Raw genomic sequence first — 25,906 nt, 5'->3', positions numbered from 1 at the left:
AATAGCGGAGAGAAACGATGATCGCACTTATCCAGCTGGCGTTTTTCGGATGTCTGGTTCTGATCCTGATTTATGTGATGGTATCGGCCTATTCCCGTTCGACGACGCGCGAACGACTGGAAAAGCGCTGGGATGCGGGCACCGATCCGGGGGCTGCAACCTTTGAGCGCGATGCCTATATCGAGCAAGGGATGCGGGCCTATGAACGAAGCCTGCGCAAGAAACTGATCTGGCTGGTGTTCATCGTTCCGATCGCGGTGGTCGCGCTGGTGGTCTATCTGGTCAATTATGCATGAGGCGGCAATGAAATATGCAAAATGGACCCTGCTGGCGCTGATCGCGCTGACGATTTTCGGGTTTTTCCACTACACGCTGCCGCAGCATGACATCGTGCGGATCGTGGGCACCGAGAACCGGCGGGTGGACCTGGGCGTGAATTCGATCTTCTACGGCTCACCCGACGTGGGATCGGCGACCGCGACCAACCGCGACGTGTCTTTCATTCAGACGGTTCTGCCCGATGGCAAGCCGATGGTCTACCGCAATGAGGATACCGGCTGGGGCTGGCCGCCCTATTTCAAGTTCGACAGTTCCAACCTGCAGACCGAGGCGAAGGCGCTGGAATCCACGGGCGAGGCGCCCAAGTGGGTGTCGGTCACGCATTACGGCTGGCGCGTTGAATGGCTGTCGATCTTCCCCAATGCGGTGGGGGTCAAGGTGGTGTCCGGGCCGGATGCGCGGATCATCCCTTGGGTGAATATCTTGATCCTGACGCTGATCGGTGCGGCGCTTTTGTATCTGCGGGCGATGTGGCGGCAATTCCGCGAACGGTCGATCGACCCGATGCTGGAAGATGTGGGCGAGGCCTGGGACGGGGTTGAGGACCGCGCCGATGCCGCAGGCGCGCGCGCCAAGGGCGCCTGGGCGCGGCTGCGGGATCGGTTCCGGCGCTAGCGGTCATTCCCCGTAGGGAATCCAGATGTTCTTGACCTGAACGGCATGGGCCAGAAAATCGCGGCCCTGCCCCTGCGGGCCGTGCCAGTCGCGGTTCGGCAAGACCCAGGTGGCCTTCAGGTTGCCCGCGCTTTCCGCCTCGATCATCGCGGGGTCGGGGCCGCAGGACCACAGGGCCGCCACATCGTCGTGCTGGGCCAGCGTGCGGGCCAGATCGTCCCGGTCGCCGGTGACGATGTTGACCACGCCGCCCGGCAGGTCGGATGTGTCAAACACCTGATAAAGGTCGGTCGCGGCCAGCGGCATGGACGGTGCCGGGATCGCCACCACCCGGTTGCCCGTGGCGATGGCGGGCAGCACCAAACTGGCAAAGCCCAGAAGCGGCGCTGCATTCGGGCAGGCGATCCCCATCACGCCCCATGGTTCATGCATGGCCAGCGTGACATGGCGCGATTTGGTGGCATGGACCGCGCCGTCGAATTTGTCGGCCTGCGCGGCATACCAGAAGGCGCGGCGGATCGTGGCGGCGACCTCGGCCTTGTCGTGGCCGGCCTCTTTCAGCCGGGCTTCGAATTCCGCCTGCCGGGCCGACAGGTTTTCCGCGATGTAATACAGCACCTGCGCACGGTTGTGGCCGGTGGCCTTGCCCCAGGCGGCGGCTTTGTGCGCAGCCTCGACCGCGTTGCGGATGTCCTTGCGGTTGCCAAGGGGGGCGAGGCCCAGTTCACGGCCGCGATGCGCGACAGCGTAGGAATAGCCGCCATCGGGGCGCTTTTGCGCGCCGCCGATATATAGCTTTGCGGTGCGGTCGATGCCTTCCCCTGCGGGCGTGCCCGGCATCGGCGCAGCATCAAGCGGCGCGGGCGCGGCTTCGGCCAGCGGCTTTGGGCTGGGCGCCCGCAGATAGGCCGCGATCCCTTCGCGCCCGCCTTCGCGGCCAAAGCCTGATTCGCGCATGCCGCCAAAGCCCGCGCCCGCGTCGAAGACGTTGGTGCAGTTGATCCAGACGACACCGGCTTTCACTTTCGCCGCGATGTCGGTGGCCAGCGTGATGTTTTCCGACCAGATCGAAGCCGACAGGCCGTAGCGCGTATTGTTGGCCAGTTCCACCGCCTCATCGGGTGTGCGGAAGGTGGTCAGCGTGGCGACAGGGCCAAAGATTTCCTCGACCATCGCGGGGTTGGCGGGCTGGGCGCCGGTCAGGAAGCCGGGCGCGAAAAAGCACCCCTTGGCGGGCAGTTGCGCTTCGGCCTGCACCAGCCGCGCGCCCGCCGCCTCGCCGCGCGCGACCAGATCGCGGATGCGCGCCAACTGCACCGGATGCACGATGGCGCCGATGTCGGTGCATTTGTCCAGCGGGTCGCCCACGCGCAGCTTGCCCAGCCGCGCGGTCAGACGGGCGGTGAAATCGGCCACCACCGCCTCGGCCACCAGCAGGCGCGATCCGGCGCAGCAGACCTGGCCCTGGTTGAACCAGATCGCATCCACCACGCCCTCGACCGCGGCATCCAGATCGGCATCGGCAAAGACGATGAAGGGCGATTTGCCGCCCAGTTCCAGCGTCAGCGACTTGCCCGTTCCGGCGGTGGCGCGGCGGATCACGCGCCCCACCTCGGTCGAGCCGGTAAAGGCGATCTTGTCCACGGGGGCGGTGACCAGCGCGGCCCCGGTGTCGCCATCGCCGGTCACGATGTTGACCACGCCCTTGGGCAAGCCGATTTCCGCGCAAATCTCGGCAAAGGCCAGCGCGGTCAGGGGCGTGTATTCGGCCGGTTTCAGCACCACCGTATTCCCGGCGGCCAGTGCGGGCGCGATCTTCCAGGCCAGCATCAGCAGCGGGAAGTTCCACGGGATGATCTGGCCGCAGACGCCCTGCGGCGCGGCGCCGGGGAATTCGTCGGCCAGGATCTCGGCCCAGCCGGCGTGGTGGTAGAAATGGCGGATGACCAGCGGCAGGTCGATGTCGCGCGCCTCGCGGATCGGTTTGCCGTTGTCCAGCACCTCGAGCACCGACAGGAAGCGTTCGCGTTTCTGGATGTGGCGGGCGATGGCGTAAAGCCAGGTCGCGCGTTCATGCCCTGACAGCGCGGCCCATTTCGGCTGTGCTTTGCGCGCGGCGGCCACGGCGGCGGCCACATCGGCGGGGGTGCCCTGGCTCACCTTGGCCAAGGGCTCGCCGGTGGCGGGGTTGGTGGTGGCAAAGGTCTGGCCCGGCGCGGTGAAATCGCCGTTGATGAAATGGCCAAAACGCACGCGCGCGGCAAGCCAGGCGCGCACCTCTGTGGTGGCCTCGGGGGCGGGGCCATAGTCCATCGTCTCAAGGATCTCGGTCACGGTCGGCATCTTTCCCTCAGGCGATGGCGTGGCGGCTGGAGGACGCATAGCGCCCGGTGACGTGGTGCTCTAACTGACGTTCAATATCGGCCAGCATGGACGAGGCGCCCAGGCGGAACAGACCGGGGCGCAGCCAGTCGGTGCCCAGTTCCTCTTTCATCAGGATCTGCCAGGCCAGCGCATCCTTGGCCGTCTTCATCCCGCCGGCAGGCTTGAAGCCCACGCGCAATCCCGTCCGCGCGCCATAATCACGCAGCGCCCGCACCATGGTCAGCGACACCGGAAGCGTCGCGTTCACGCCCTCTTTCCCGGTTGAGGTCTTGATGAAATCGGCGCCTGCCTGCATCGCCACCATGCTGGCCTTGTAGACATTGCGCAGCGTTTTCAGATCGCCGGTGGCCAGGATCGCCTTCATATGCGCCGGCCCGCACGCCGCGCGCATCGCGGCGATTTCATCATAAAGCGCGGCCCAGTCGGCGCGCAGCACATGGGCGCGGGTGATGACGATGTCGATTTCCTGCGCGCCCTGATCCACGGCATAATGGATTTCGGCCAGCCGCAGGTCCAACGGCATCAGCCCCGCCGGAAAGCCCGTGGCGACCGAGGCGACGGGGATGCCCGAGCCCTCCAGCGCGCGCACGGCGGCGGCGACCATCGTGGGGTAGACGCAGACCGCACCGGTCTGCATCGCGCCCAGGCCAAGCCCTTCAAGGATGTGATCGGCCAGCGGGTTGCGCGCCTTGGCGCAGAGCCGTTCCACCCGCGCCTCGGTATCGTCGCCCGCAAGCGTCGTCAGATCCATGCAGCGGATCGCATTGACCAGCCAGGCGGCCTGCCATTCCTTCTTCAGGCTGCGCCGGGTGGTCAGCGTTTCGGCGCGCCGTTCGGCGGCGGGGGTGTTGATGGCGATTCGGTCGAACCAGTCCGTCGCCAGCGGCACCCCGGGATTGTGGGGCGCAGGCGCCGTCCCCATTTGGGTGGCTGGGGTCGCGGTGGTGAACGCCGGGGTATTGGGCATGGATTGTCCCTGTTGGATACGCGTGCCCCGCGCCGGGTGCGCGGGCGACCCGGTGAAGGCTAGCGAAAGCCGCGCCCCGCTTCAACCGGGGCAGAACCGCACCGCAATGCAAAAAGCCCCGCCGGGGCGGGGCCTTGCGTCAGGCTGGCGCCGGCTCAGGCGTTCGCAGCCCGGATCTGGTCGGCGGCATCCTTGTTGTAGGCAACGCCCTTGGCGTCGAACAGCTGATCCAGCTCGCCCGAAAGGGTCATCTCGGTCACGATATCGCAACCGCCGACGAATTCGCCCTTGACGTAAAGCTGCGGAATCGTCGGCCAGTCCGAGAAATCCTTGATCCCCTGGCGGATGTCGGCATCGGCCAGGACGTTCACGTCCTTATAGCTGACGCCCATGAAATTCAGCACGCCGGCCACGCGGCTGGAAAACCCGCATTGCGGCATTTCCTTGGTGCCCTTCATGTAAAGCACCACGTCATTGCTGGCGATGTCCTGCTTGATCTGGTCGATTGCGGTCATGTGTCTGTTCCTGTTCGCGGTCGGTCCGCTGTCCTGTTGCATTCCTGTGCGCCCGGCGCTTTGACGAAAGTCAGGCCCCGCCCACAGCCCTCGCCCCTCAGTCGGGCGCCTTGGTGGTCAACGCCAGGGCGTGAAGCGCCCCATTGGGTCCGTCCATGGCACCCTGCAGCGCCGCATAGACGGCGCGTTGCTGCTGCACACGGTTCATGCCCTTGAATGATGCGTCGATGACCTCTGCCGCCCAGTGGTTTCCGTCCCCCGCCAGATCGGTGATGGTGATCTTCGCATCCGGAAACCGGCTTCGGATCAGGGCTTCGATGTCATGGGCTTCCATCGGCATGGCGTTCTCCTCGCGTCCTTTCGGGGAATCTAGGCCGCACGGCGCGGGCCCGCAAGGGCCAGCTGTTCTTCCTGCGCTACGGACGGAAGCCTCCGGCGGGAGTATTTCAGCCAAGAAGAAGCGGCTGTTTCATCTTGCCGAAAATACCTTCGGGGGGTGCGGGGGGCAGACAGCCCCCCGTTTTCCGGGTTCAGCCCTCGATCGCCTTGGCGAAGGCTGAACGGTAGAGCGTGCGCAGCGCGGCCAGCGACGCGCTGTCCCCGCCCAGCTTGACCGTGTCGCCGCCGAACTGGCCAGCCAGCGCCACCGGCACCCCGGCCGTCTTGGCGGCAGCGGTCAGCGCGGCGAGGTCGGTGGCGGCAACCGCGACCAGATAACGGGCCTGATCCTCGCCAAAAAGGAAGCCGATGTCGGCGGCGTCCAGCGTGATCCCAACGCCTGCGGCCTCGGCCATTTCGAACGCGGCCAGCGCCAGCCCGCCGTCCGACAGGTCGCTGGCGGCCTTCACCAGCTTGCGATTGGCGCGCAGGAAGTCCCCGTTGCGCCGTTCCGTTGCCAGATCCACGGGCGGGGCGTCGCCGTCCTCGATGCCGAAGGCTTCATAGGCCAGGGCCGACTGGCCCAGATGGCCGCGGGTTTCGCCGATCACGACGGCCTGATCGCCCGCGCCGGGGGCTCCCGCGATCAGGTCATCCAGCGTGGCCAGCAGGCCCACGGCGCCGATGGTGGGCGTGGGCAGGATGCCCGTGCCGTCGGTTTCGTTATACAGCGACACGTTGCCCGACACGATCGGGAAGTCGAGCGCGCGGCACGCCTCGCCGATGCCTTTGATCGCGCCGACGAACTGGCCCATGATTTCCGGCTTTTCGGGGTTGCCAAAGTTCAGGTTGTCCGTCGCGGCCAGCGGCGTCGCGCCCACGGCGGTCAGGTTGCGCCAGGCCTCTGCCACGGCTTGCTTGCCGCCTTCGAAGGGGTTGGCGCGCACATAGCGCGGGGTGACGTCGCTGGTGAAGGCCAGCGCCTTTTCGGTGCCATGCACACGAACCACGCCGGCGCCCAGCCCGGGGCGGCGCACGGTATCGGCGCCGACCTGCGTGTCATATTGTTCCCAGACCCAGCCCTTGTGGGCGTGGTTGGGCGACCCGACCAGCGCCTTCAGCGCGGCGATCGGCGTGATCGCGGGCAGGCCGGGGAAAGGCTTGGCCGCGGGCGTTTCCACCCAGGGCCGGTCATATTCAGGCGCGCTTGAGGACAGTTTCGACAGCGGCAGATCGGCCTTCACCTCATTGCCGTGCAGGATCAGGAAGCGGTCTTCGGCGATGGTTTCGCCGACGATGGCGAAATCGAGATCCCACTTTTCAAAGATCGCCCGCGCCTCGGCCTCTTTTTCGGGCTTCAGCACCATGAGCATGCGTTCCTGCGATTCGGACAGCATCATCTCATAGGCGGTCATGTTCTTTTCGCGCTGCGGCACGGCGTCCAGCTGCAGCTTGATGCCAAGCCCGCCCTTGTCGCCCATTTCCACGGCCGAACAGGTCAGGCCCGCGGCGCCCATGTCCTGGATCGAGATCACCGAATCCGAAGCCATCAGCTCAAGACAGGCTTCCAGCAGGCATTTTTCGGTGAAGGGGTCGCCGACCTGCACGGTGGGGCGCTTTTCCTCGATCGTGTCGTCGAATTCGGCGCTGGCCATCGTCGCCCCGCCCACGCCGTCACGGCCGGTCTTGGCGCCCAGATAGACCACCGGCATCCCCACGCCCGAGGCGGCGGAGTAGAAGATCTTGTCGGCGTCAGCCAGGCCCGCGGCAAAGGCGTTCACAAGGCAGTTGCCATTGTAGGCAGCGTGAAAGCGCACCTCGCCACCCACGTTCGGCACGCCGAAGGCGTTGCCATAGGCGCCGATGCCCTCGACCACGCCCTTGACCAGATGCGCGGTTTTCGGATGCGAGGGCAGGCCGAAGCTCAGCGCGTCCATCGCGGCGATCGGGCGCGCGCCCATGGTGAACACGTCGCGCAGGATGCCGCCGACGCCGGTGGCCGCGCCCTGATGCGGTTCGATGTAGGACGGGTGGTTGTGGCTTTCCATCTTGAAGACCACGGCCTGGCCGTCGCCGATATCGACGACGCCTGCGTTTTCACCCGGGCCGCAGATCACCTGGGGGCCGGTGGTGTGCAGGGTGCGCAGCCATTTCTTCGAGGACTTGTAGGAACAATGTTCGTTCCACATCGCCGAGAAGATGCCGAGTTCCGTGAAGCTCGGCTCGCGGCCGATGATGTCCAGGATGCGATCGTATTCGTCGGGCTTGAGCCCGTGCGCGGCGATCAGGTCGGGGTTGATCTTCGGCTCTTCCATCGGGGGCCTCCTCGTGCAGATGCCGCCTCTTAGAACAGGGGGGCCTTTCGGGAAAGGCCGATTTGGCGTGAAACGCGTGGAATTCTGGCACAAGCAAAAAAAAAGGCCGAGACAAAGCTCGGCCATAGTCCAACAGGGAGGTAGAAGGTGATGAGAGTTTCCTCAAGCCATCGCCTTCGAAGCACGATTTATGGGCAGTGTGCGAACCATTCAAGGGGAATCGTGCTGCGACTGCATCATGGCCGCTATGCGTTGCGGTAATGCCTCACCTCAATCCTGGGTTGTGTCCGCAATCTGGGCGCGGCGATAGTTCAGGATTTCTTCCTGAACAAAGTCGCGGAAGGCCGCGACCCGGCGCGATTGGCGCAGCTCTTCCGGATAGGCCAGGTAGACCGGCACCTCGACCGATTCCACATCGGGCAGGACGCGTTCCAGATTGGGGAAATCCACGGTCAGGTAATCGGGCAGAACGCCGATGCCGATGTTGTTCAGCACGCCCTGAAGCACGCCGAAGTAATTGTTCACCATCAGCGTCGAATGCACATCGAAGCTGAGCAGCTTTTGCACCAGCGAGGCACCGGCCTGGATCTGCGGCGTGGTGGGGCTTTGGCAGATCACGCGGTGGCGGGCAATGTCGTGCAGGGTTTTGGGCCGTTCATTCATCGCCAGATATTCGGCGGTGGCGTAAAGCCGCATGCGGATGGTCAAAAGCCGTTTGCGGATCAGATCGGCCTGGCTGGGTTCCTTCATGCGGATGGCAACGTCCGCCTCGCGCATGGGCAGGTCCAGCACGCGTTCTTCCAGCATCAGGTCGATCTTCAGGTCGGGGTAGCGTTCATAAAGCTTGGTCAGGCGCGGCACCAGCCACAGCGTGCCAAAGCCGGTGGTGGTGGTCACCTTCAGTTCGCCATAAACCTCTTCCTCGCTGTCGCGGATGCGCGCGGCGGCGGTGTCCAGCTTGCGCGCCATGGTCGAGGTGGCGTCGAACAGCAATTCACCCTGTTCGGTCAGAATCAGGCCGCGCGCATGGCGGTGAAACAGGGTCGTGCCAAGGCTTTCTTCCAGCGCGCGGATCTGGCGGCTGACGGCCGATTGGGACAGGTGCAGCGCATCGCCGGCATGGGTCAGCGACCCCGCATCCGCCACCGCGTGAAAGATTCTCAGCTTGTCCCAATCCATTTCCGTCGCCTTCCCGAACACCAGCACATCGTCGCGCACCATCGCATATATTGCCCTGACACCGATAACAAAGATGTGGCAACGGAAATTTCCCTTTGTAGGTCAACGTTTTTGACCTATCATTGAGATAGTCTAGTTCGAATAGGGGGGAATGATGGGCAGGCAGGACATTTCTCTGGCCGACCGCTTCGACCTTGCGAAAAGCCCGGTGTTGCTGAACGGCACTCAGGCGCTGGTGCGGTTGGTGTTGGCGCAGGCCGCGCGGGACCGGGCGGCGGGGTGGAACACGGCGGGCTATGTCACCGGCTATCGCGGCAGCCCGCTGGGCGCGGTCGATCTGCAGATGGCGCGCGCGAAGAAAGAGCTTTCGGCCGCCAATGTGCTGTTCCAGCCCGGCCTGAACGAGGATCTGGCCGCCACCGCGATCTGGGGCAGCCAGCAGGCCGAACTGCGCGGCGAGGGGAAATACGACGGCGTCTTTGCACTGTGGTATGGCAAGGGGCCCGGGGTGGACCGGTCGGGCGATGTGATGCGTCATGCCAATATGGCGGGCACCTCGGCCAGGGGCGGTGTGATCATGGCAATGGGCGATGATCACACCGGCGAAAGCTCGACCGTGCTGCATCAGTCGGACTGGGCGATGGTCGATGCCTATATGCCCGTGCTGTCGCCCGCGGGTGTGCAGGAAATTCTGGATTTCGGCCATTACGGCTATGCGCTCAGCCGGTTCGCCGGGGTCTGGGTCGGGCTGAAGACGATGAAGGACACGGTCGAGGCCACGGCGGTGGTCGATGGCGATCCGTTCCGGATGCAGTTCGTGACGCCCGATTTCAAGATGCCGCCCGGGGGCCTGAATATCCGGCTGGGCGACACGCCGGTCGCGCAGGAAGCGCGGATGATCGACCACAAACGCTTTGCCGCCGAGGCCTTCGCCCGCGCCAACCGCATTGACCGGCGCGTGCATGGGCGGGCGGGGGCCAAGATCGGCTTCGTCGCGGCGGGCAAGAACTGGCTGGATCTGGTCCATGCGCTGGCGCTTCTGGGCATCGACGGCCCCGAGGCCGAGCGGCTGGGCCTGACGACCTGGAAGGTGGGTCAGACCTTCCCGATGGACATGAAAAGCTTTTCCGAATGGGCCGAGGGCCTGGAAATGATCGTGGTCGTCGAGGAAAAGCGCAAGCTGATCGAGGTGCAGGTCAAGGAAGCGATCTTTGACAACCGCCGTGGCCGGCGTGTGCTGGGCTGGCGCCATGACCAGACCGGGGAAGAACTGTTCCCCACCCGCTACGCGCTGGACCCGGTGATGATTGCCGAAAAGATCGGCAAGATCCTGATCGAGGAGGGCCGCGGCACCGAACATGTCAAGGCAGGCCTTGCCCGCATCGCCGATGCCCGCCGCGCCGATAACGCGCCCGAAATTGCCACGCGCACGCCCTGGTTCTGTTCGGGTTGCCCGCACAACAGTTCCACCAAGGTGCCCGAGGGCAGCCGCGCCTATGCCGGGATCGGTTGTCACTACATGGTGCAATGGATGGGCCGTGACACGCAGGGCTTTACCCACATGGGCGGCGAGGGCGCGAACTGGATCGGCGAGGCGCCGTTTTCCAGCCGCAAGCACGTATTCCAGAACCTGGGCGATGGCACCTACAACCATTCGGGCAGTCTGGCGATCCGCGCTGCTTTGGCGGCGGGCACCAACATCACCTACAAGATCCTGTTCAACGACGCTGTGGCGATGACCGGCGGGCAGCAGAACGAAGGCGGGCTGACCGCGCCGCAGATCGTGCGCGAGATCCAGGCGATGGGCGTCAAGCCGATCGTCGTGGTCTATGACGAAAAGGAACAGATCGACCTGGGCGCCTTTCCGGCCGATGTGGAAAAGGTCGAACGCGCGGGGCTGATGCCGGTGCAGGACCGTCTGGCCAAGACACCGGGCGTGTCCGCCATTGTCTATGTGCAGACCTGTGCCGCCGAAAAGCGCCGCCGCCGCAAGCGCGGCGCCTTCCCCGACCCGGATCGGCGGGTCTTCATCAATACCGATGTCTGTGAAGGCTGCGGCGATTGCGGGGTGCAATCGAACTGCGTGTCGATCGTGCCGGTGGAAACCGAACTGGGCACGAAGCGCGCCATCGACCAATCCAGCTGCAACAAGGATTTTTCCTGCCTCAAGGGCTTTTGCCCGTCCTTCGTGACGCTGCAAGGCGCGCAGGTGAAAAAGGCCGCGACCGCCGATTTCACCCTGCCCGATCTGCCCGAACCCGCGCTGCCCGCCATTTCCGGCACCCATAACGTGGTGATCACCGGGGTTGGTGGCACCGGCGTGGTGACCGTGGGCGCGGTTCTGGCGATGGCGGCGCATATCGACGGCAAGGGCGCGGGCATGATGGAAATGGCGGGCCTGGCGCAAAAGGGCGGGGCGGTCCACATCCACCTGCGGCTGGCCAACCGCCCCGAGGATATCAGCGCGATCCGCGTCGCCGTGGGCGAGGCCGATTGCGTGATCGGCGGCGATCTTGTGGTGACGGCGGGGGCCAAGACGCTGGGCCTGATGACCACGGGGCGCACCGGCGCGGTGGTCAATGCGCATGAAATCGTCACCGGCGAATTCACCCGCAACCGCGATTTCCACCTGCCGACCGGGCAGCTGCGGCTTGGGCTGGAGGCGCGGCTGGGGGATCGGCTGGCGTTTTTCGATGCGACCGAACTGACCCGCCGGGTGCTGGGCGATTCGATTTATTCCAACATGGCGGTGCTGGGCGCGGCCTGGCAGCAGGGCTATGTGCCGTTGACGCGCGCGGCGATCCTGCGGGCGATCGAGCTGAACGGTGCCGGGGTTGCGGCGAACAGCCGTGCCTTTGACCTGGGCCGCTGGGCCGTGGCCATGCCCGAGGCCGCCGCCCGCCTGATCGCGCCCGAGGCGGATCAGCCCAAGGCCGACCCGGTGGCGTTCCGCGCCGCGCATCTGGTGCAATATCAGGATGCGGCGCTGGCCGATCGGTTCCGTGCGCTGGTCGCCCGCGCGCCCGAAGACCTGCGCGAGGCGGTGGCCAAGGGCTATCACAAGCTTTTGGCCTACAAGGATGAATACGAAGTCGCGCGGCTGCATCTGAAAACGGTGGACAAGGCGCGGGCGGAATTCGGCGGCGATTTTCGCATGACCTTCCATCTGGCCCCGCCGATGCTGGGGGGCACGGGGCCGGATGGGAGGCCGAAAAAGCGGGAATTCGGGCCCTGGATGGTGCCGGTGTTCCGGCTTCTGGCGCGGATGAAAGGGCTGCGGGGCACCGCCTTCGATCCCTTTGGCCGCAGCGCGGAACGGCGCACCGAACACGCGCTGATCGCGCAATATGAATCCGACATGGCCGAGATCCTGCCAGCTGTCACCCCGGCCACGCAGGACATCGCGCGCGAACTGGCCGAATTGCCTCTGACGATCAGTGGCTTTGGCCCGGTCAAGGATGCGGCGGTCGAAAAGGCCGCAGCGCGGCGGGCCGAGCTGCTGGCCGCGTTCCGGGCCGGGGGTGCCCCCGAGCGCATGGCGGCCGAGTAAGAATCGGGCGTTTATTTCCGCCGCAATGCAGCTTATGACAAGGCGACCCGGCCGCAGCCGCGTGCCGGGCGCACCCTGAAAAGCGCAGGAGACAGGCATGGCGGTTGGGGTTTTCGATTCGGGCCTTGGCGGGCTGACGGTCTATGAGGCCGTGGCAAAGCGGCTGCCCGATGTCGCCTTTGTCTATTACGGTGACAATGCCCATGCGCCCTATGGCGTGCGCGATGCCGAAGATATTTATCAGCTGACCTGCCGGGGCGTGGAACGGCTTTGGGCCGAGGGCTGCGATCTGGTGATCCTGGCCTGCAACACGGCGTCCGCCGCGGCGCTGAAGCGTATGCAGGAAAGCTGGGTGCCCAAAAACAAGCGCGTTCTGGGCGTTTTCGTCCCGCTGATCGAGGCGCTGACCGAACGCCAGTGGGGCGACAATTCCCCCCCGCGCGAGGTCGCGGTCAAGCATGTGGCGCTGTTCGCGACCCCCGCCACCGTGGCCAGCCGCGCGTTTCAGCGCGAACTGGCCTATCGCGCGATCGGCGTGGATGTCGAGGCGCAGCCCTGTGGCGGCGTGGTCGATGCCATCGAATCGGGCGATGAAATTCTGGCCGAGGCACTGGTGCGCAGCCATGTCGAGGCGCTGAAGCGCCGGATGCCCCACCCCGAGGCCGCGATCTTGGGGTGCACGCATTACCCCCTGATGCAAAAGGCCTTTCAAGAGGCGCTGGGGGATAATGTGGCGGTCTATAGCCAGGCCAACCTGGTTGCCGAAAGCCTTGCCGACTATCTGACCCGGCATCCCGAATTCGCCGGGCCGGGCAAGGTGTCGAAATTCCTGACCACGGGGGATCCGGTCTCGGTGTCGTCCAAGGCGACGCAGTTCCTGCGCCACCCGATCAAGTTCGAAGCTGCCTGACACGGAAGGAGCCTTGCCATGACCCAGACCATCGCCATCCTTGGCGCTTCGGGCTATACGGGGGCGGAACTTGTCCGCCTGATCGCGACCCATCCCACGATGCGCATCACCGCGCTGTCGGGCGACCGCAAGGCGGGGATGAGCATGGGCGAGGTCTTTCCCCATTTGCGCCATCTGGACCTGCCCGATCTGGTCAAGATCGAGGATATCGACTTTTCCGGCATCGACTTGGCGTTCTGCGCGCTGCCCCATGCCACAAGCCAGGCGGTGATCGCGGGCCTGCCGCGTGATCTGCAGGTGGTGGACCTGTCCGCCGACTTCCGGCTGCGCGATCCGGCGGATTACGAAAAATGGTATGGCAAGCCCCATGCGGCCGTCGATCTGCAGGCCGAGGCGGTCTATGGCCTGACCGAATTCTATCGTGATGAGATTCGTGCCGCGCGTCTGGTGGCGGGCACCGGCTGCAATGCGGCGGCCGGTCAATATGCCATCCGCCCGCTGATCGAGGCCGGTGTGATCGACCTTGACGAGATTGTGATCGACCTGAAGGCGGGGGTGTCGGGCGCGGGTCGCAGCCTCAAGGAAAATCTGCTGCATGCCGAACTGTCGGGTGGCACCCATCCCTATTCCGCAGGTGGCGCGCATCGCCACCTGGGCGAATTCGATCAGGAATTCAGCAAGTTGGCGGGGCGGCCCGTGCGTGTGCAATTCACGCCCCACCTGATGCCCTTCAACCGTGGCATCTTGGCGACCGTTTATGTCCGCGGCGATGCGCAGCAGATTCACGCCGCCCTGGCCAGGCGCTACGCCCCCGAGGTGTTTCTTGAGGTGCTACCCTTTGGCGCACTCCCCTCGACACGGTCGATCGCCGGGTCCAATTTCGTGCATGTGGGCGTGATCGGTGATCGCCTGCCCGGACGTGCCCTGGTTGTTGTCGCGCTGGACAATCTGGCCAAGGGATCGTCGGGTCAGGCCTTGCAGAACGCCAACCTGATGCTTGGAAACGAGGAGACAGCCGGTCTGATGCTGGCGCCGGTCTTCCCGTAAGGAGTGATGATGAAGAGCCTGAAGAAGAAACGCCGCATCCAGGTGCTTCTGGTCGCAGCCCTGGCGCTGGTGGTGTCCACCGCGATGATCGGCTACGCGATGCGCGATGGGATCAATTTCTTCCGCTCGCCGATCCAGGTGGTCGAAGAACCCCCGGCCGAGGGTGAGGTGTTCCGCCTTGGCGGTCTGGTCGAGGACGGCAGCCTGAAGCGCGGCGAAAGCGAGGTCATCACCTTCAACGTGACCGATGGCGCCGCAGTTATTCCGGTGCGCTTTGCCGGCGTGCTGCCGGATCTGTTTTCGGAAAACCAGGGCATGATCGGCACCGGCCGGATGGAGGGCGAGGTCTTCGTGGCCAGCGAAATCCTGGCCAAGCACGACGAAACCTACATGCCCAAGGAAGTGATGGACGCGCTGAAGGAACAGGGCGTCTATCAGGATCCGAACAGCTAGGCGTTCGCAGCCCCAAGGCGACCTTAACGGAACATGACGGACAGTCCCCCAGGGAAACTTGGGGACACCGCCATGAAATCAGTCAAAGACATTGCCCGTGAAATCGTCGCCCGTGAAGGCGGCTATGTGAATGACCCGGATGATCCGGGCGGCGCAACCAAATACGGCGTCACCCTCGCGACACTGCAGCGGCTTGGCATCGACATGACGGGCGATGGCCGCGTGACGGGGGCCGATGTGCGCGCGCTAAGCCCTGATCAGGCCGAGGATATCTTCATCCGCCATTACTTCGATGCGCCGCGTCTGGGGGAATTGCCCGCCCCGATCCAGGCTTCGGTCTTCGACATGTATGTGAATGCGGGCGCGCAGGCGATCCGCATCCTGCAGCGGCTGCTGAACCAGATGGGCCAGCCTGTTGCGGTGGATGGTGTCCTGGGGCCGCAGACCACCACCGCCGCCCATGCCGCTGCCGCCGCTGCGCCTGACCATTTTGCCGATGCCTACGGGATCGCGCGGCGCAACTATTACTACGCTCTGGCCGATGCGCGCCCGGCCAGCCGCAAATATGCGCGCACCCGGCAGGGCGACAAGGGCGGCTGGATCCGCCGCGCCGAGGAATTCATCGCCCCGCGCTTTCACCTGACGCCCGCAGAACACAAGGAAAGGACCGCATCATGGGGCTGATCGACAAGATCTTCGGCGGGGCCGCCGCCACCACGGCGCTGGGCAATGCCGCCACCGGCGTGGCCGAGGTCTTTGTACCCAACGCGACCAAAAAGATGGAGGCCGCCCATGCCGCCTATGTCGCGGCGCTGGGCGAACATGGCGCCGAATTCCAGCATGTGGGTTCGGGCTGGTTCGACCGCTTCGTGAACGGGCTGAACCGGATGCCGCGCCCGATGCTGGCGCTGGGCACGCTGGGGCTGTTCATCCACGCCATGGTTGACCCGGTCAGTTTCGCCGAACGCATGGTGGGCCTTGCCGCGGTGCCCGAGCCGCTCTGGTGGCTTCTGGGGGCGATCGTCAGCTTCTATTTCGGCGCGCGCGAGGCGCATTATTTTCGCGTTCGCACGCCCACGCCGACCGGCGCCCCGGCCACGCCGCCGCCGGCCACCGGCGACAACCCCGCGCTGGACGAATGGCGCGCCCAAGCCGCGCGCTGATCTTCGGATTTGCAAAAATATCCTCGGGGGGCGGGCCCGGCCCGCAGGGCGGGGCCCGTGGGGGGCAGACAGCCCCCCTTCTTCTCTCGCCCCCTTACCGCGCCCGCATCAGCATGCCGAACAGGTCGCGCGGATCGTCGGGGTCGGCGATCATGTCCAGTTCCTGAAACAGCTGCGTGCCCTGCAACTGCCGCAGCACATAGCGCAGGGCTGAAAAATCCTCGACCGCAAAACCCACCCCGTCGAACAAGGTCACCTGCGCGTCAGACACCCGGCCCGCTGCGGCGCCGGTGATCACCTGCCAAAGTTCAGTCACCGGGTGGTCCGGGGCCAATTGCTGGATCTCGCCCTCAATCCGCGTCTGCGGTGGGTATTCCACAAAGATATCGGCGCGGTGCAGGATGCCGGGGGCCAGTTCCGTCTTGCCCGGGCAATCGCCGCCGATCGCGTTGATATGCACGCCCGCGCCGACCATGTTGTCGGTCAGGATCGTCGCCAACTGCTTGTCCGCGGTGCAGGTGGTGATGATCTGCGCGCCCTCGATCGCCTCTTCGGGGGTGCGGCAGGGCAGCACACGCAGCCCGGTTCCGGCCAGATTGGCGCGGCATTTGGCGGTGGCGGCGGGGTCGATGTCCCACAGCCGCACCTCCTTGATCCCGTTCACGGCATGCAGGGCCAGCGCCTGGAATTCCGACTGGGCGCCGTTGCCGATCATCGCCATGACCCGCGCCCCCCGTGGCGCCAGATGCCGCGCGGCCAGTGCGCTGCTGGCGGCGGTGCGCAGCGCGGTCAGCAAGGTCATTTCCGACACCAATAGCGGATAGCCCGTGTCCACATCGGCCAGAACGCCGAAGGCGGTGACGGTCTGCAGGCCCTCACGCGTGTTTTTGGGGTGGCCGTTCACATATTTGAAGCCATAGGTCTGCCCGTCCGAGGTGGGCATCAGCTCGATCACCCCCACCTCGCTGTGCGAGGCCACGCGCGGGGTCTTGTCGAAATCCGGCCAGCGGCGGAAATCGGCCTCAATCTCGTCGGTCAGCTCGGCCAGCATCGTTTCCAGCCCGATGCGATGCACCAGCCGCATCATGTTGGCCACCGAAACAAAGGGCACCAGCGCCTGGCGGGACGGGGGGATCATCCGAAACTCCGTGTCTTGCGGTCAAAGACCTTGCGGCCCATCAGGCTGGCCACCAGATCCACCATCAGCTTCGCGGTGCGCCCGCGATCATCCAGAAAGGGGTTCAACTCGACCAGGTCGAGCGAGGTCACAAGCCCGCTTTCGTGCAGCAGTTCCATCACCAGATGCGCCTCGCGGAAGGTGGCGCCGCCGGGCACGGTGGTGCCCACTGCCGGCGCGATCGAGGGGTCCAGGAAATCCACATCCAGCGACACATGCAGCAGCCCGCCGGCCGCCTGCACCCGATCAAGGAAGGCGCGCAGTGGGGCCGCGATGCCGCGTTCATCCAGAACGCGCATGTCGTTGATCTCGATCCGGTGGCGCGACAGCGCCTTGTGCTCGGCCGGGTCAACGGACCTGATGCCGAACAGGCAGATGTTTTCCGGCGGGACCAGGGCGGGGAAGGGCGCTAGCGGCGCAAAGCCTTCCCGGCCCGCAATATAGGCCACAGGCGTGCCGTGCAGGTTGCCCGATGTCGTGCTGTCAAAGGTGTGGAAATCGGAATGCGCATCCAGCCACAGCAGGAACAGCGGCCGCCCCGCCGCGCGGGCATGGCGGGCCACGCCTGCGACTGAACCCAGCGACAGCGAATGATCGCCGCCCAGAAAGATCGCAAAGCCCTGATCCATCGCCTGTTCCCCGGCCTCGGCCAGGGCCGCGGTCCAGCCCAGGGTTTCGTCCAGATGATGCACCGCCGGGTTGGCGCAGGTCGCGCCGCGGACCGGGTGGGGCGCCACATCGCCCCGGTCTTCGACGCGGTGGCCCAGATCGGCCAGCGTCTGCGCAAGCCCCGCCACGCGATAGGCGGCCGGCCCCATCAGACAGCCGGGATTGCGCTGGCCAGTATCGACTGGCGCGCCGATCAGAATGCAGGTCTTGGTCATGAAGATCCCCCTTTGCCGCATGCTTTCTTGGGTTCGGCATGATTTGAAGCGAAATCTTGCACAAAAAGTGCGATAGATGCTCATTTTGCGCAATATTCCCTGTCAAAATGGTCACCCCCAACACCGCATTCTTTTTCCGCGCATTATCCTTGCTTTTTTTTCGACCCCGCCCCATATTTGCTGGGCGACGTTACCTTTATCGACCCGCTGTTCCTTCATCGGCCAGTCTTTCGATTCTGCACTGACTGAGCCGGGCCGCTGCAATGGTGCAGGCGGCAAATTTGAAGGAGACATCACGATGGCTACGGGATCCGTGAAATGGTTCAACACCACCAAAGGCTACGGCTTCATCGCGCCGGACAATGGCAACAAGGACATCTTCGTCCACATCTCCGCCGTTGAGCGCGCTGGCATCCGTCAGCTGAACGACGGTCAGAAAGTGACCTTCGACATCGAATCCGGCCGCGACGGCCGTGAATCGGCGACGAATCTCGCTCTGGCCTGATCGGTCCGCGATATTTCAGGAAACGGGGCGGGTGCAAACCTGCCCCGTTTTCTTTTGCGCCGGGCCGATCCGTCACGCGAACAGGGGCCGTAATCGCGCGTTTGACCGCCTTGCCGCAGGGCGGCGCGGGGCCTATAAGGCGGCATGATCTGGCCCGTATATCACATACATCGAATTACCGGCCCGGCGCTCTGACGCGTCAGGGTTGCCGGGATTTGCACGCCAGTACCGGGCGCGGGTGATGCGCCCCCCTCCCGTCAAGGATATGCCAGATGTGCGCCGACACGCCCCAGACTTCGCCTGATTACCGCAACACCGTCTTTCTGCCCGAAACCGATTTCCCGATGCGCGCGGGCCTGCCGCAGCGTGAACCCGACTGGCTGGCGCGCTGGGCGCGGATCGGGGTCTATGACCGGCTGCGCGACCAGGCGGCGGGGCGCGCGCCCTTCGTGCTGCATGACGGCCCGCCCTATGCCAACGGCCATCTGCACATCGGGCATGCGCTGAACAAGGTGCTGAAGGATTTCATCGTTCGCAGCCAGCAGATGATGGGCCGCGATTCGCGCTATGTGCCGGGCTGGGACTGTCACGGCCTGCCGATCGAATGGAAGATTGAGGAGCAATACCGCGCCAAGGGCCTGAACAAGGATGACGTGGACATCGTCGCCTTCCGCCAGGAATGCCGTCGCTTTGCCGAGGGCTGGATCGACATCCAGCGCGACGAATTCAAGCGCCTGGGCATCACCGGCAAGTGGGACGCGCCCTATCTGACCATGGATTACCACGCCGAGGCGGTGATCGCGGACGAATTCATGAAGCTGCTGATGAACGGCAGCCTGTATCAGGGGTCCAAGCCCGTGATGTGGTCGCCGGTCGAAAAGACCGCCCTGGCCGAGGCCGAAGTGGAATACCACGACCACACCAGCCACACGATCTGGGTGCGGTTCCGCCCCGCCGTGGCGGGGCTGGATGGCGCCAGCGTCGTGATCTGGACGACGACGCCCTGGACGATCCCGCAGAACCGCGCCGTGGCCTTCAACCCGGCGATCGAATACGGGCTTTACCGCATCGACGCCGCGGCGGAAAACGCGACCGCGCGGGTTGGCGAAACCATCGTTCTGGCCGACCGGCTGGCCGAGGGGGTGATGACCGCGGCCAAGGTCGAAAGCTTTACCCGCCTGCGCGCCGTCGAAGCGGGCGAGATGGAGGGGCTGTTGCTGGCGCATCCCTATCGCGGGATTGAGGGCGGCGCGGGCGAATGGGACTATGACGTGCCGCTCTTGCCCGGCGATCATGTCACCGACGATGCCGGCACCGGCTTTGTCCACACCGCGCCCAGCCACGGCGATGACGACTATCAGCTGGGCCTGAAATTCGGCCTGCCGATGACCTGGAACGTGATGGAGGACGGCAGCTACCGCGCCGACCTGCCGCTGTTCGGCGGTCAGCAGATCATCACCCCCGAGGGCAAGGAAGGCCCGGCGAATGTGTCCAACATCAAGGCGCTGCATGGCGCGGGGGCACTGCTGGCCAAGGGCAAGTTGAAGCACAGCTATCCGCATTCCTGGCGGTCCAAGGCGCCGCTGATCTATCGCAACACGCCGCAGTGGTTCGCCGCGATCGACAAGGCTCTGGACGATGGCATGGGCGAATACGGCGACACGATCCGGGCGCGCGCGCTGGCCTCGATCGACCGGCTGGTGAAATGGACGCCGCAGACCGGGCGCAACCGTCTGTATTCGATGATCGAGAACCGGCCAGATTGGGTGCTGTCGCGCCAGCGCGCCTGGGGCGTGCCGCTGACCTGCTTCGTGAAAAAGGGCGCCAAACCCACCGATCCCGACTTCCTGCTGCGCGACGCGCAGGTCAACGCCCGCATCGTCGCGGCCTTTGAGGCCGAGGGCGCCGATGTCTGGTATGTGCAAGGTTTCAAGGACCGCGTGCTGGAAGGCATCGTCGATCCGTCGGATTATGAACAGGTCTATGACGTGCTGGACGTGTGGTTCGATAGTGGGTCCACCCATGCCTTCGTGCTGCGCGACCGGGCGGATGGCACGCCGGACGGGATTGCCGATCTCTATCTGGAAGGCACTGACCAGCACCGCGGCTGGTTCCATTCGTCAATGCTGCAGGCCTGCGCGACCAAGGGCCGCGCGCCCTATCGCGGGGTGCTGACGCATGGCTTCACGCTGGACGAGAAGGGCATGAAAATGTCCAAATCGCTTGGCAATACCGTCGCCCCCGAGGATGTGATCAAGGAATATGGCGCCGACATCCTGCGCCTGTGGGTGGCCCAGTCCGACTACACGGTCGACCTGCGGATCGGGAAAGAGATCCTGAAAGGCGTGGCCGACAGCTATCGTCGTCTGCGCAACACCATGCGCTTCCTGCTGGGCAATCTGTCGGGCTTTGACGAGGCTGAACGCGTCGCCCCCGCCGACATGCCCGAACTGGAACGCTGGGTTCTGCATCGCCTGGCCGAATTGGACCACACCGTCCGCAAGGGCTATGACGCCTATGATTTCCAGGGCGTGTTCCAGGCGCTGTTCAACTTCTGCACGGTGGACCTGTCGGCCTTCTATTTCGACATCCGCAAGGATGCGCTGTATTGCGACGCGCCTGCCAGCCTGCGCCGGCGTGCCGCGCGCACGGTGCTGGACATCCTGTTCCACCGCCTGACCACCTGGCTGGCGCCGATCCTGGTGTTCACCATGGAGGATGTCTGGCTGAGCCGATTCCCGGGCGAGGACAGCTCGGTCCATCTGGTCGACATGCCCGACACGCCCGCCGACTGGCTGGATGAGCCGCTGGCGCAGAAATGGGATGGCATCCGCCGTGCCCGCCGCGCCGTGACCGCCGCTTTGGAGGTGCAGCGCACCGCCAAGGTGATTGGCGCCAGCCTGGAGGCCGCGCCCGTGGTGCATGTTGAAGATGCGGGCCTGCTGAAGGCGCTGCATTCGGTCGATTTCGCCGATGTTTGCATCACCTCGGGCCTGGAACTGACCGCCGATCCCGCCCCGAATGAGGCCTTCCGCCTGCCCGAGGTGCCCGGCGTCTCGGTCGTGTTCGAAACGGCCCTGGGCGAGAAATGTGAACGCTGCTGGAAGATCCTGCCCGATGTGGGCAGCCATGCCCACGCGGCGACCTGCAAGCGCTGCAACGACGCGCTGGGCTGACGGCCCGCTAACCGCCCCCCGCGCCGGTTCCGGCAGGCGGGGGGCGTGACCGCTTGTCTTGCGTCGCGCCGCCGCTTACCGATTGGCGATGTGGCCCCGGGGCCGCGCGGGGCGGCGGCATGGGGGGCTGGATGACGGTCGGGGTGATGGTGGCGGTTCTGGGCGCGGCCTTCCTGCACGCGGTGTGGAACGCGCTGATCAAGCGGGGGCGGTCCAAGGTCGGGTCAATGGTGGTGCTGTCGGTGATGGAAATCCCGATCGGCCTGGCGGTTGTGGCCACGCGCCCCTGGCCCGCGCCCGAGGTCTGGCCCTGGGTTCTGGCCGCGGGCTGCACCCATTTCGCCTACAAGTTCTTTCTGACCTATGCCTATGAACAGGGCGATCTGAGCCGCGTCTATCCGATCGCGCGCGGTGCGGCGCCGATGATCGTGGCGGTGGTAGGGGCGCTGTTTCTGGCCGATTCGCTGCGGGCGGGGGAATATCTGGGTATTGCGACGCTGGGCCTTGGTATCCTGCTGATGGCGCGGGGGGTGTTCACCGACGGGGAAAGCCGACGCCTGCTGCCCTTTGCGCTGGGATCGGCCTGCGCGACGGCCTGTTACACGCTGATCGACGGGCTGGGCGCGCGGGTGTCGGGCGATGCGGTGGCCTATGTCGGCTGGATTTTCGTGGTCGATGGGGCGCTGTTTGCAGCCGGCATGGTGGCGTTGCGCGGGCGGTCGGTTCTGGCTGGCGGGCGCAGCGAATGGCTGTTGGGGGGGCTGGCCTCGGCGGCGTCCTACGGGGCCTATGCGATTTCGGTCTGGGCGATGACGCTGGCGCCGATCGCGCTGGTGGCGGCGCTGCGGGAAACCTCGATCCTGTTTGCGGTGCTGATCGGCTGGATCGCCTTTGGCGAGCGGATGGGCCCGGCCAAGGCGCTGGCGGCGGGGATGATCGTTCTTGGGGTGATCGTGACGCGCATCTAGGCGGCAAGGCTGGGGGCGCCGCCCCCGGACCCCCGGAGTATTTCGGCCAAGAAGAAGCCTCAGGCGCGTTTTTCGGGGATGATCTGCTGCGCGATGCCAGCCAGAAGCAGGTAAAGCGTGGTCACCACCAGGCCCCAGTTGGCCCAGCTGTCGGGGTGGAAATCGACCCAGGCGGCCCAGCCGGCGCAGGCCGTCCAGGCCAGTGCCACCGGCATCGACAGGCTGCGCCAGCGTTGGGTGCGCATCGGGTGGATGAATTTCAGGTTGGTGAACATGGCCCCGGCCAGCGCGACCACCAGGGCCAGAACCACCCAGAAATTCGGTGCGATCGCAAACAGGACCAGCACCACCATGTTCCAGCAGGCGGGGAAGCCCGCGAAGGAATTGTCCTTGGTCTTCATGCGCGTGTCGACGAAGTAGAGCGCCGAGGTATAGGTGATCACGATGATCGCGATCCAGCCTGTCCAGCCGGGAAGCAGATCCGACTTGAACAGCGCAAAGGCCGGGATGAAGACATAGGTGAGATAGTCGATGATCAGGTCCAGCAGGACGCCATCATAGGTGGGCCAGTTCTTGCGCACCGCGTAGCGCCGCGCCAGTGGTCCATCGACCCCGTCCACCACCAAAGCCACAACGAGCCAGAGGAACATCAGGCTCCATTCCCCGTCGACGGCGGCCAGCATGGCCAGCATCGACAGAACCGCGCCGGTTGCGGTCAGAAGATGCACGGAAAGGGCTTTCAGGCGGATATCCATGATTCTCCATCGCCCATTCGGCGGGCGGCTGCAATGGCGTCAGGCGCGCGGGTGGGCGGAATTGTAGATTTCCATCAGCCGGGCGGAATCGACGGCGGTGTAGACCTGGGTGGTTGCCAGGCTTGCATGGCCCAGCAATTCCTGGATCGCGCGCAGATCGCCGCCGGCGGCCAGAAGATGGGTGGCAAAGCTGTGGCGCAGGGCGTGCGGCGTGGCGGTGGCGGGCAGGCCAAGCGCCATGCGCGCGCGCGCCATCGCGCCCGAGATCAGCCGCGGGTTCAGCGCGCCGCCGCGGGCCCCGCGAAACAGCGGTGTGGCAGGCGCGATGTCATAGGGGCACAGGCGCAGGTAATCATCCACCGCGGCGCGCGCGGCGGGCAGGACCGGCACCAGCCGTTCCTTGCCGCCCTTGCCGCGGATGCGCAGCACCTGGGGCAGTGGGGCGCAGTCGCCGGTCAGCCCCAGCGCCTCTGAGATGCGCAGGCCGCAGCCATAAAGCAGCGTCACCACCGCGGCATCGCGCGCGGCGATCCAGGGTTCGGCCGCCTGCAGGTCGACCTGATCGATCACCGCGCGGGCGGCCTCTTCGGTCAGGGGGCGGGGCAGTTTTCGCTGATAACGCGGCGCGCGGGTGGCCAGCACATGGGTCGGGTCAAAGCCTTCGCGGTCGGCCAGCCAGCGGATGAAGGATTTCACCGAGGACAGCCGCCGCGCCAGCGAACGCGAGGACAGGCCCCGGCCGCGTTCATGCGCCAGAAAGGCGCGCATGTCGGCCTGGGTGATGGCGCCAAGCCGCGCCAACCCCAGGCTTTCGCCATGATGGTTGTGCAGAAAGCCAAGGAAGGCCGCCACGTCGGTGCGATAGGCGGTGACCGTTTCATCCGCAGCGCCATCCAGCGCGCGCAGATGATCCAGCCAGCGCATCAGCGCATCGCCTGCGGCCGCGGAAAAGCCCGGACCCATCAGCCCAGCCAGCGACGCATGGCCCGTTCGAAAGCGCCGGCGAAGAAGGTCAGCAGGTCCGTGCCCTGAGAGGGCTTGAACTGTTGCGGGTCTTCGGCGCCCAGAACCAGCAGGCCGGGCAGGCGATTTTCGCCGAAATCGAGGCGCAGCACCGCCTCGGACCGAAGCCAGCCGGCGGCATCGCCGAAGACGGCGGCGGCCTGGGGCAGGGTCTGGCGCAGGGTCACGTTGCGCGGCGGACCGGAGCGACCGGCGCGCAGATAGGCTTCGATAAAGCCCGGCTCGGCCAGGCACAGCACCTCGCCCAGGCGCTGCAGCGCTGCGTCTTGCCGGGCGTCGCGGTTTTCCAGCACCAGGCGCAGGGCGTCCACGCGCAAGATCTCGGCCACCTCGGTGGACAGGTTGGTCAGGAAGGATTCGAAATCCACCGGGTCGAGCATCTTCAGAACGGCGCGGTGGATCTGATTGGTGCCGGCCAGGTTTTCATAGGCCGCCGCGATCACGGATCGGTGGGTGTCTTCCAGCCGTTCCAGCCGGCGTTCCAGCCGTTCCATCGCGATGCCGCGCAGATCGACGATATTGCCGCCCATCGTGCGTTCGTTGCCCGCGATCAGGGCGCGCATCAGGTCACGATCTTCCAGGATCATCTCGGGGGCGGAGAGGATCTTTTCGCGCAGGTCTTCGGCCAGCGCGGCCTGTGCGGGCGCGGCGGTCTGCGCGGTGTCGTTCATGCCTGTGTCCTTGCCGGCTTCTGTCGTCATGGCCGCAACCTTACACCGATCGGGGGAATTCGCAGGGAAATTTTGTGCCGAAAGGATGGCCCGCGGTGGCGGGCCATCGCCGGTCCGGCAGGGATCAGATCGACTGGCCGGTCTTGGCCCAGTCCTTCAGGAACTGGTCCAGGCCCTTGTCGGTCAGCACATGGTTGGCCATCGCCTTGATCACCGCGGGGGGCGCGGTGATCACATCGGCGCCGATGCGGGCGCAATCGGTGATGTGGTTCACCGACCGGATCGAGGCGGCAAGGATGTTGGTGGTAAAGCTGTAGTTGTCATAGATGGTGCGGATGTCCTCGATCAGTTGGACACCGTCGAAGTTGTTGTCATCCAGCCGCCCGATGAAGGGTGACACGAAGCTGGCGCCGGCCTTGGCCGCCAGGATCGCCTGCGCCGCCGAGAAGCAGAGCGTGACATTGACCATGTGGCCTTCGGATGCGAAAGCCTTGCAGGCGGTCAGGCCATCCCAGGTCAGCGGAACCTTGATCGCGATATTGGGGGCGATCTTGGCCAGCTTCAGACCTTCTTTGATCATTTCCTTGGATTCGGTCGCGACCACCTCGGCCGAGACGGGGCCCGAGACCATGTCGCAGATCTCTTTCGTGACCTCGATGATGTCGCGGCCCGATTTCAGGATCAGCGAGGGGTTGGTGGTGACGCCATCGACCATGCCCAGGTCGTTGAGTTCACGGATGGCGGCGACGTCGGCGGTATCGACGAAGAATTTCATGGCAAGACTCCTGCAGGCGGGTTTGGCGCGTGATAGCGCAATCCGGGGTCTGCCGGAACCCCCCATCCGTGGCGCGGGCGGTGTCCGGGGCAGGGGGGCTGTCTGCCCCCCCCGGCGCGGGACGCGCCGCCCCCCGAGGATATTTGGGCAAATCCG

General features: G+C 65.4%; 23 protein-coding genes. 11 read left to right on the top strand and 12 right to left on the bottom strand.

Annotated features, from left to right (window positions below; translation table 11 throughout):
* The first annotated feature begins 17 nt into the window (after positions 1-17).
* On the top strand, positions 18-296 hold the full coding sequence (locus MXB90_RS01645; protein WP_250040192.1) for a hypothetical protein: 279 nt from the start codon (positions 18-20) through the stop codon (positions 294-296).
* Positions 297-303: 7 nt separating this feature from the next.
* A complete protein-coding gene (locus MXB90_RS01640) occupies positions 304-954 on the top strand; it encodes a DUF1523 family protein (RefSeq protein WP_250040189.1) in 651 nt (216 codons plus the stop codon).
* 3 nt (positions 955-957) lie between these two features.
* Here the strand turns inward: MXB90_RS01640 and MXB90_RS01635 are convergent, their stop codons facing one another.
* The 6 genes from MXB90_RS01635 to MXB90_RS01610 all read right to left on the bottom strand — a co-directional run bounded on the left by MXB90_RS01635 (position 958) and on the right by MXB90_RS01610 (position 8,693).
* Entirely contained in the window at positions 958-3,297 is a 2,340-nt protein-coding gene (locus MXB90_RS01635; RefSeq protein WP_250040188.1) for an aldehyde dehydrogenase family protein, read from the bottom strand.
* Positions 3,298-3,304: 7 nt separating this feature from the next.
* Positions 3,305-4,261 (bottom strand): deoxyribose-phosphate aldolase, encoded by a 957-nt coding sequence (deoC, locus tag MXB90_RS01630; protein ID WP_250040571.1) that lies wholly within the window; start codon positions 4,259-4,261, stop codon positions 3,305-3,307.
* Positions 4,262-4,461: 200 nt separating this feature from the next.
* The gene (gene grxD / locus MXB90_RS01625; protein WP_250040186.1) at positions 4,462-4,821 is read right to left on the bottom strand and encodes a Grx4 family monothiol glutaredoxin; all 360 of its coding nucleotides are present in this window, start codon (positions 4,819-4,821) and stop codon (positions 4,462-4,464) included.
* A 97-nt stretch (positions 4,822-4,918) separates the two neighbouring features.
* Positions 4,919-5,161: a BolA/IbaG family iron-sulfur metabolism protein gene (locus tag MXB90_RS01620; protein ID WP_250040183.1), complete on the bottom strand. Its 243-nt coding sequence runs from the start codon at positions 5,159-5,161 to the stop codon at positions 4,919-4,921.
* A 190-nt stretch (positions 5,162-5,351) separates the two neighbouring features.
* A complete protein-coding gene (gene purL / locus MXB90_RS01615) occupies positions 5,352-7,514 on the bottom strand; it encodes a phosphoribosylformylglycinamidine synthase subunit PurL (protein WP_250040181.1) in 2,163 nt (720 codons plus the stop codon).
* 270 nt (positions 7,515-7,784) lie between these two features.
* Positions 7,785-8,693: a LysR family transcriptional regulator gene (locus MXB90_RS01610; protein WP_250040569.1), complete on the bottom strand. Its 909-nt coding sequence runs from the start codon at positions 8,691-8,693 to the stop codon at positions 7,785-7,787.
* Between the two features lie 154 nt (positions 8,694-8,847).
* On the opposite strand from MXB90_RS01610, the gene MXB90_RS01605 reads away from it, so the two are divergent.
* The 6 genes from MXB90_RS01605 to MXB90_RS01580 all read left to right on the top strand — a co-directional run bounded on the left by MXB90_RS01605 (position 8,848) and on the right by MXB90_RS01580 (position 15,816).
* Positions 8,848-12,243: an indolepyruvate ferredoxin oxidoreductase family protein gene (locus tag MXB90_RS01605; protein WP_250040179.1), complete on the top strand. Its 3,396-nt coding sequence runs from the start codon at positions 8,848-8,850 to the stop codon at positions 12,241-12,243.
* A 97-nt stretch (positions 12,244-12,340) separates the two neighbouring features.
* Complete coding sequence (gene murI, locus MXB90_RS01600) at positions 12,341-13,153, top strand: glutamate racemase (protein ID WP_250040177.1); 813 nt, start codon at positions 12,341-12,343, stop codon at positions 13,151-13,153.
* Between the two features lie 18 nt (positions 13,154-13,171).
* Complete coding sequence (gene argC / locus MXB90_RS01595; RefSeq protein WP_250040175.1) at positions 13,172-14,200, top strand: N-acetyl-gamma-glutamyl-phosphate reductase; 1,029 nt, start codon at positions 13,172-13,174, stop codon at positions 14,198-14,200.
* A gap of 9 nt (positions 14,201-14,209) precedes the next feature.
* Positions 14,210-14,653 (top strand): cytochrome c maturation protein CcmE, encoded by a 444-nt coding sequence (gene ccmE / locus MXB90_RS01590; RefSeq protein ID WP_250040173.1) that lies wholly within the window; start codon positions 14,210-14,212, stop codon positions 14,651-14,653.
* Between the two features lie 72 nt (positions 14,654-14,725).
* Positions 14,726-15,337, top strand: coding sequence for a holin-associated N-acetylmuramidase (locus MXB90_RS01585; protein WP_250040170.1), 612 nt, complete (start codon positions 14,726-14,728; stop codon positions 15,335-15,337).
* Positions 15,328-15,816 (top strand): holin family protein, encoded by a 489-nt coding sequence (locus MXB90_RS01580; RefSeq protein ID WP_250040167.1) that lies wholly within the window; start codon positions 15,328-15,330, stop codon positions 15,814-15,816. Before MXB90_RS01585 ends, MXB90_RS01580 begins: the two co-directional genes overlap by 10 nt.
* Before the next feature lie 94 nt (positions 15,817-15,910).
* Here the strand turns inward: MXB90_RS01580 and MXB90_RS01575 are convergent, their stop codons facing one another.
* Positions 15,911-16,954 (bottom strand): ornithine cyclodeaminase, encoded by a 1,044-nt coding sequence (locus MXB90_RS01575; protein WP_250040165.1) that lies wholly within the window; start codon positions 16,952-16,954, stop codon positions 15,911-15,913.
* Positions 16,951-17,877 (bottom strand): arginase, encoded by a 927-nt coding sequence (gene rocF / locus MXB90_RS01570; protein WP_250040163.1) that lies wholly within the window; start codon positions 17,875-17,877, stop codon positions 16,951-16,953. The genes MXB90_RS01575 and rocF overlap by 4 nt, the downstream gene beginning before the upstream one ends.
* Before the next feature lie 298 nt (positions 17,878-18,175).
* Between rocF and MXB90_RS01565 the strand changes: the two genes are divergently transcribed.
* From MXB90_RS01565 to MXB90_RS01555, 3 genes are all read left to right on the top strand, one after another.
* Positions 18,176-18,382 carry a cold-shock protein gene (locus MXB90_RS01565; protein ID WP_250040567.1) on the top strand — a complete coding sequence of 69 codons (207 nt, stop codon included), beginning with the start codon at positions 18,176-18,178 and terminating at the stop codon, positions 18,380-18,382.
* Positions 18,383-18,654: 272 nt separating this feature from the next.
* Positions 18,655-21,558, top strand: coding sequence for an isoleucine--tRNA ligase (ileS, locus tag MXB90_RS01560; RefSeq protein WP_250040161.1), 2,904 nt, complete (start codon positions 18,655-18,657; stop codon positions 21,556-21,558).
* Between the two features lie 131 nt (positions 21,559-21,689).
* The gene (locus MXB90_RS01555; RefSeq protein ID WP_250040158.1) at positions 21,690-22,526 is read left to right on the top strand and encodes a DMT family transporter; all 837 of its coding nucleotides are present in this window, start codon (positions 21,690-21,692) and stop codon (positions 22,524-22,526) included.
* 59 nt (positions 22,527-22,585) lie between these two features.
* Here MXB90_RS01555 and MXB90_RS01550 read toward each other — a convergent pair whose 3' ends face one another.
* From MXB90_RS01550 to fsa, 4 genes are all read right to left on the bottom strand, one after another.
* Positions 22,586-23,281 (bottom strand): CDP-alcohol phosphatidyltransferase family protein, encoded by a 696-nt coding sequence (locus MXB90_RS01550; protein WP_250040156.1) that lies wholly within the window; start codon positions 23,279-23,281, stop codon positions 22,586-22,588.
* 39 nt (positions 23,282-23,320) lie between these two features.
* A complete protein-coding gene (locus MXB90_RS01545; RefSeq protein ID WP_284040689.1) occupies positions 23,321-24,205 on the bottom strand; it encodes a tyrosine recombinase XerC in 885 nt (294 codons plus the stop codon).
* Between the two features lie 38 nt (positions 24,206-24,243).
* A complete protein-coding gene (locus MXB90_RS01540; protein WP_250040565.1) occupies positions 24,244-24,975 on the bottom strand; it encodes a DUF484 family protein in 732 nt (243 codons plus the stop codon).
* A 124-nt stretch (positions 24,976-25,099) separates the two neighbouring features.
* Complete coding sequence (gene fsa / locus MXB90_RS01535) at positions 25,100-25,750, bottom strand: fructose-6-phosphate aldolase (RefSeq protein WP_250040152.1); 651 nt, start codon at positions 25,748-25,750, stop codon at positions 25,100-25,102.
* Between the last annotated feature and the right edge of the window lie 156 nt (positions 25,751-25,906).

The organism is Phaeovulum molybdatiresistens, from assembly GCF_023544865.1.
Taxonomy (GTDB): Bacteria; Pseudomonadota; Alphaproteobacteria; order Rhodobacterales; family Rhodobacteraceae; genus Pontitalea.
This window is presented reverse-complemented; position numbering and strand designations above follow the sequence as displayed.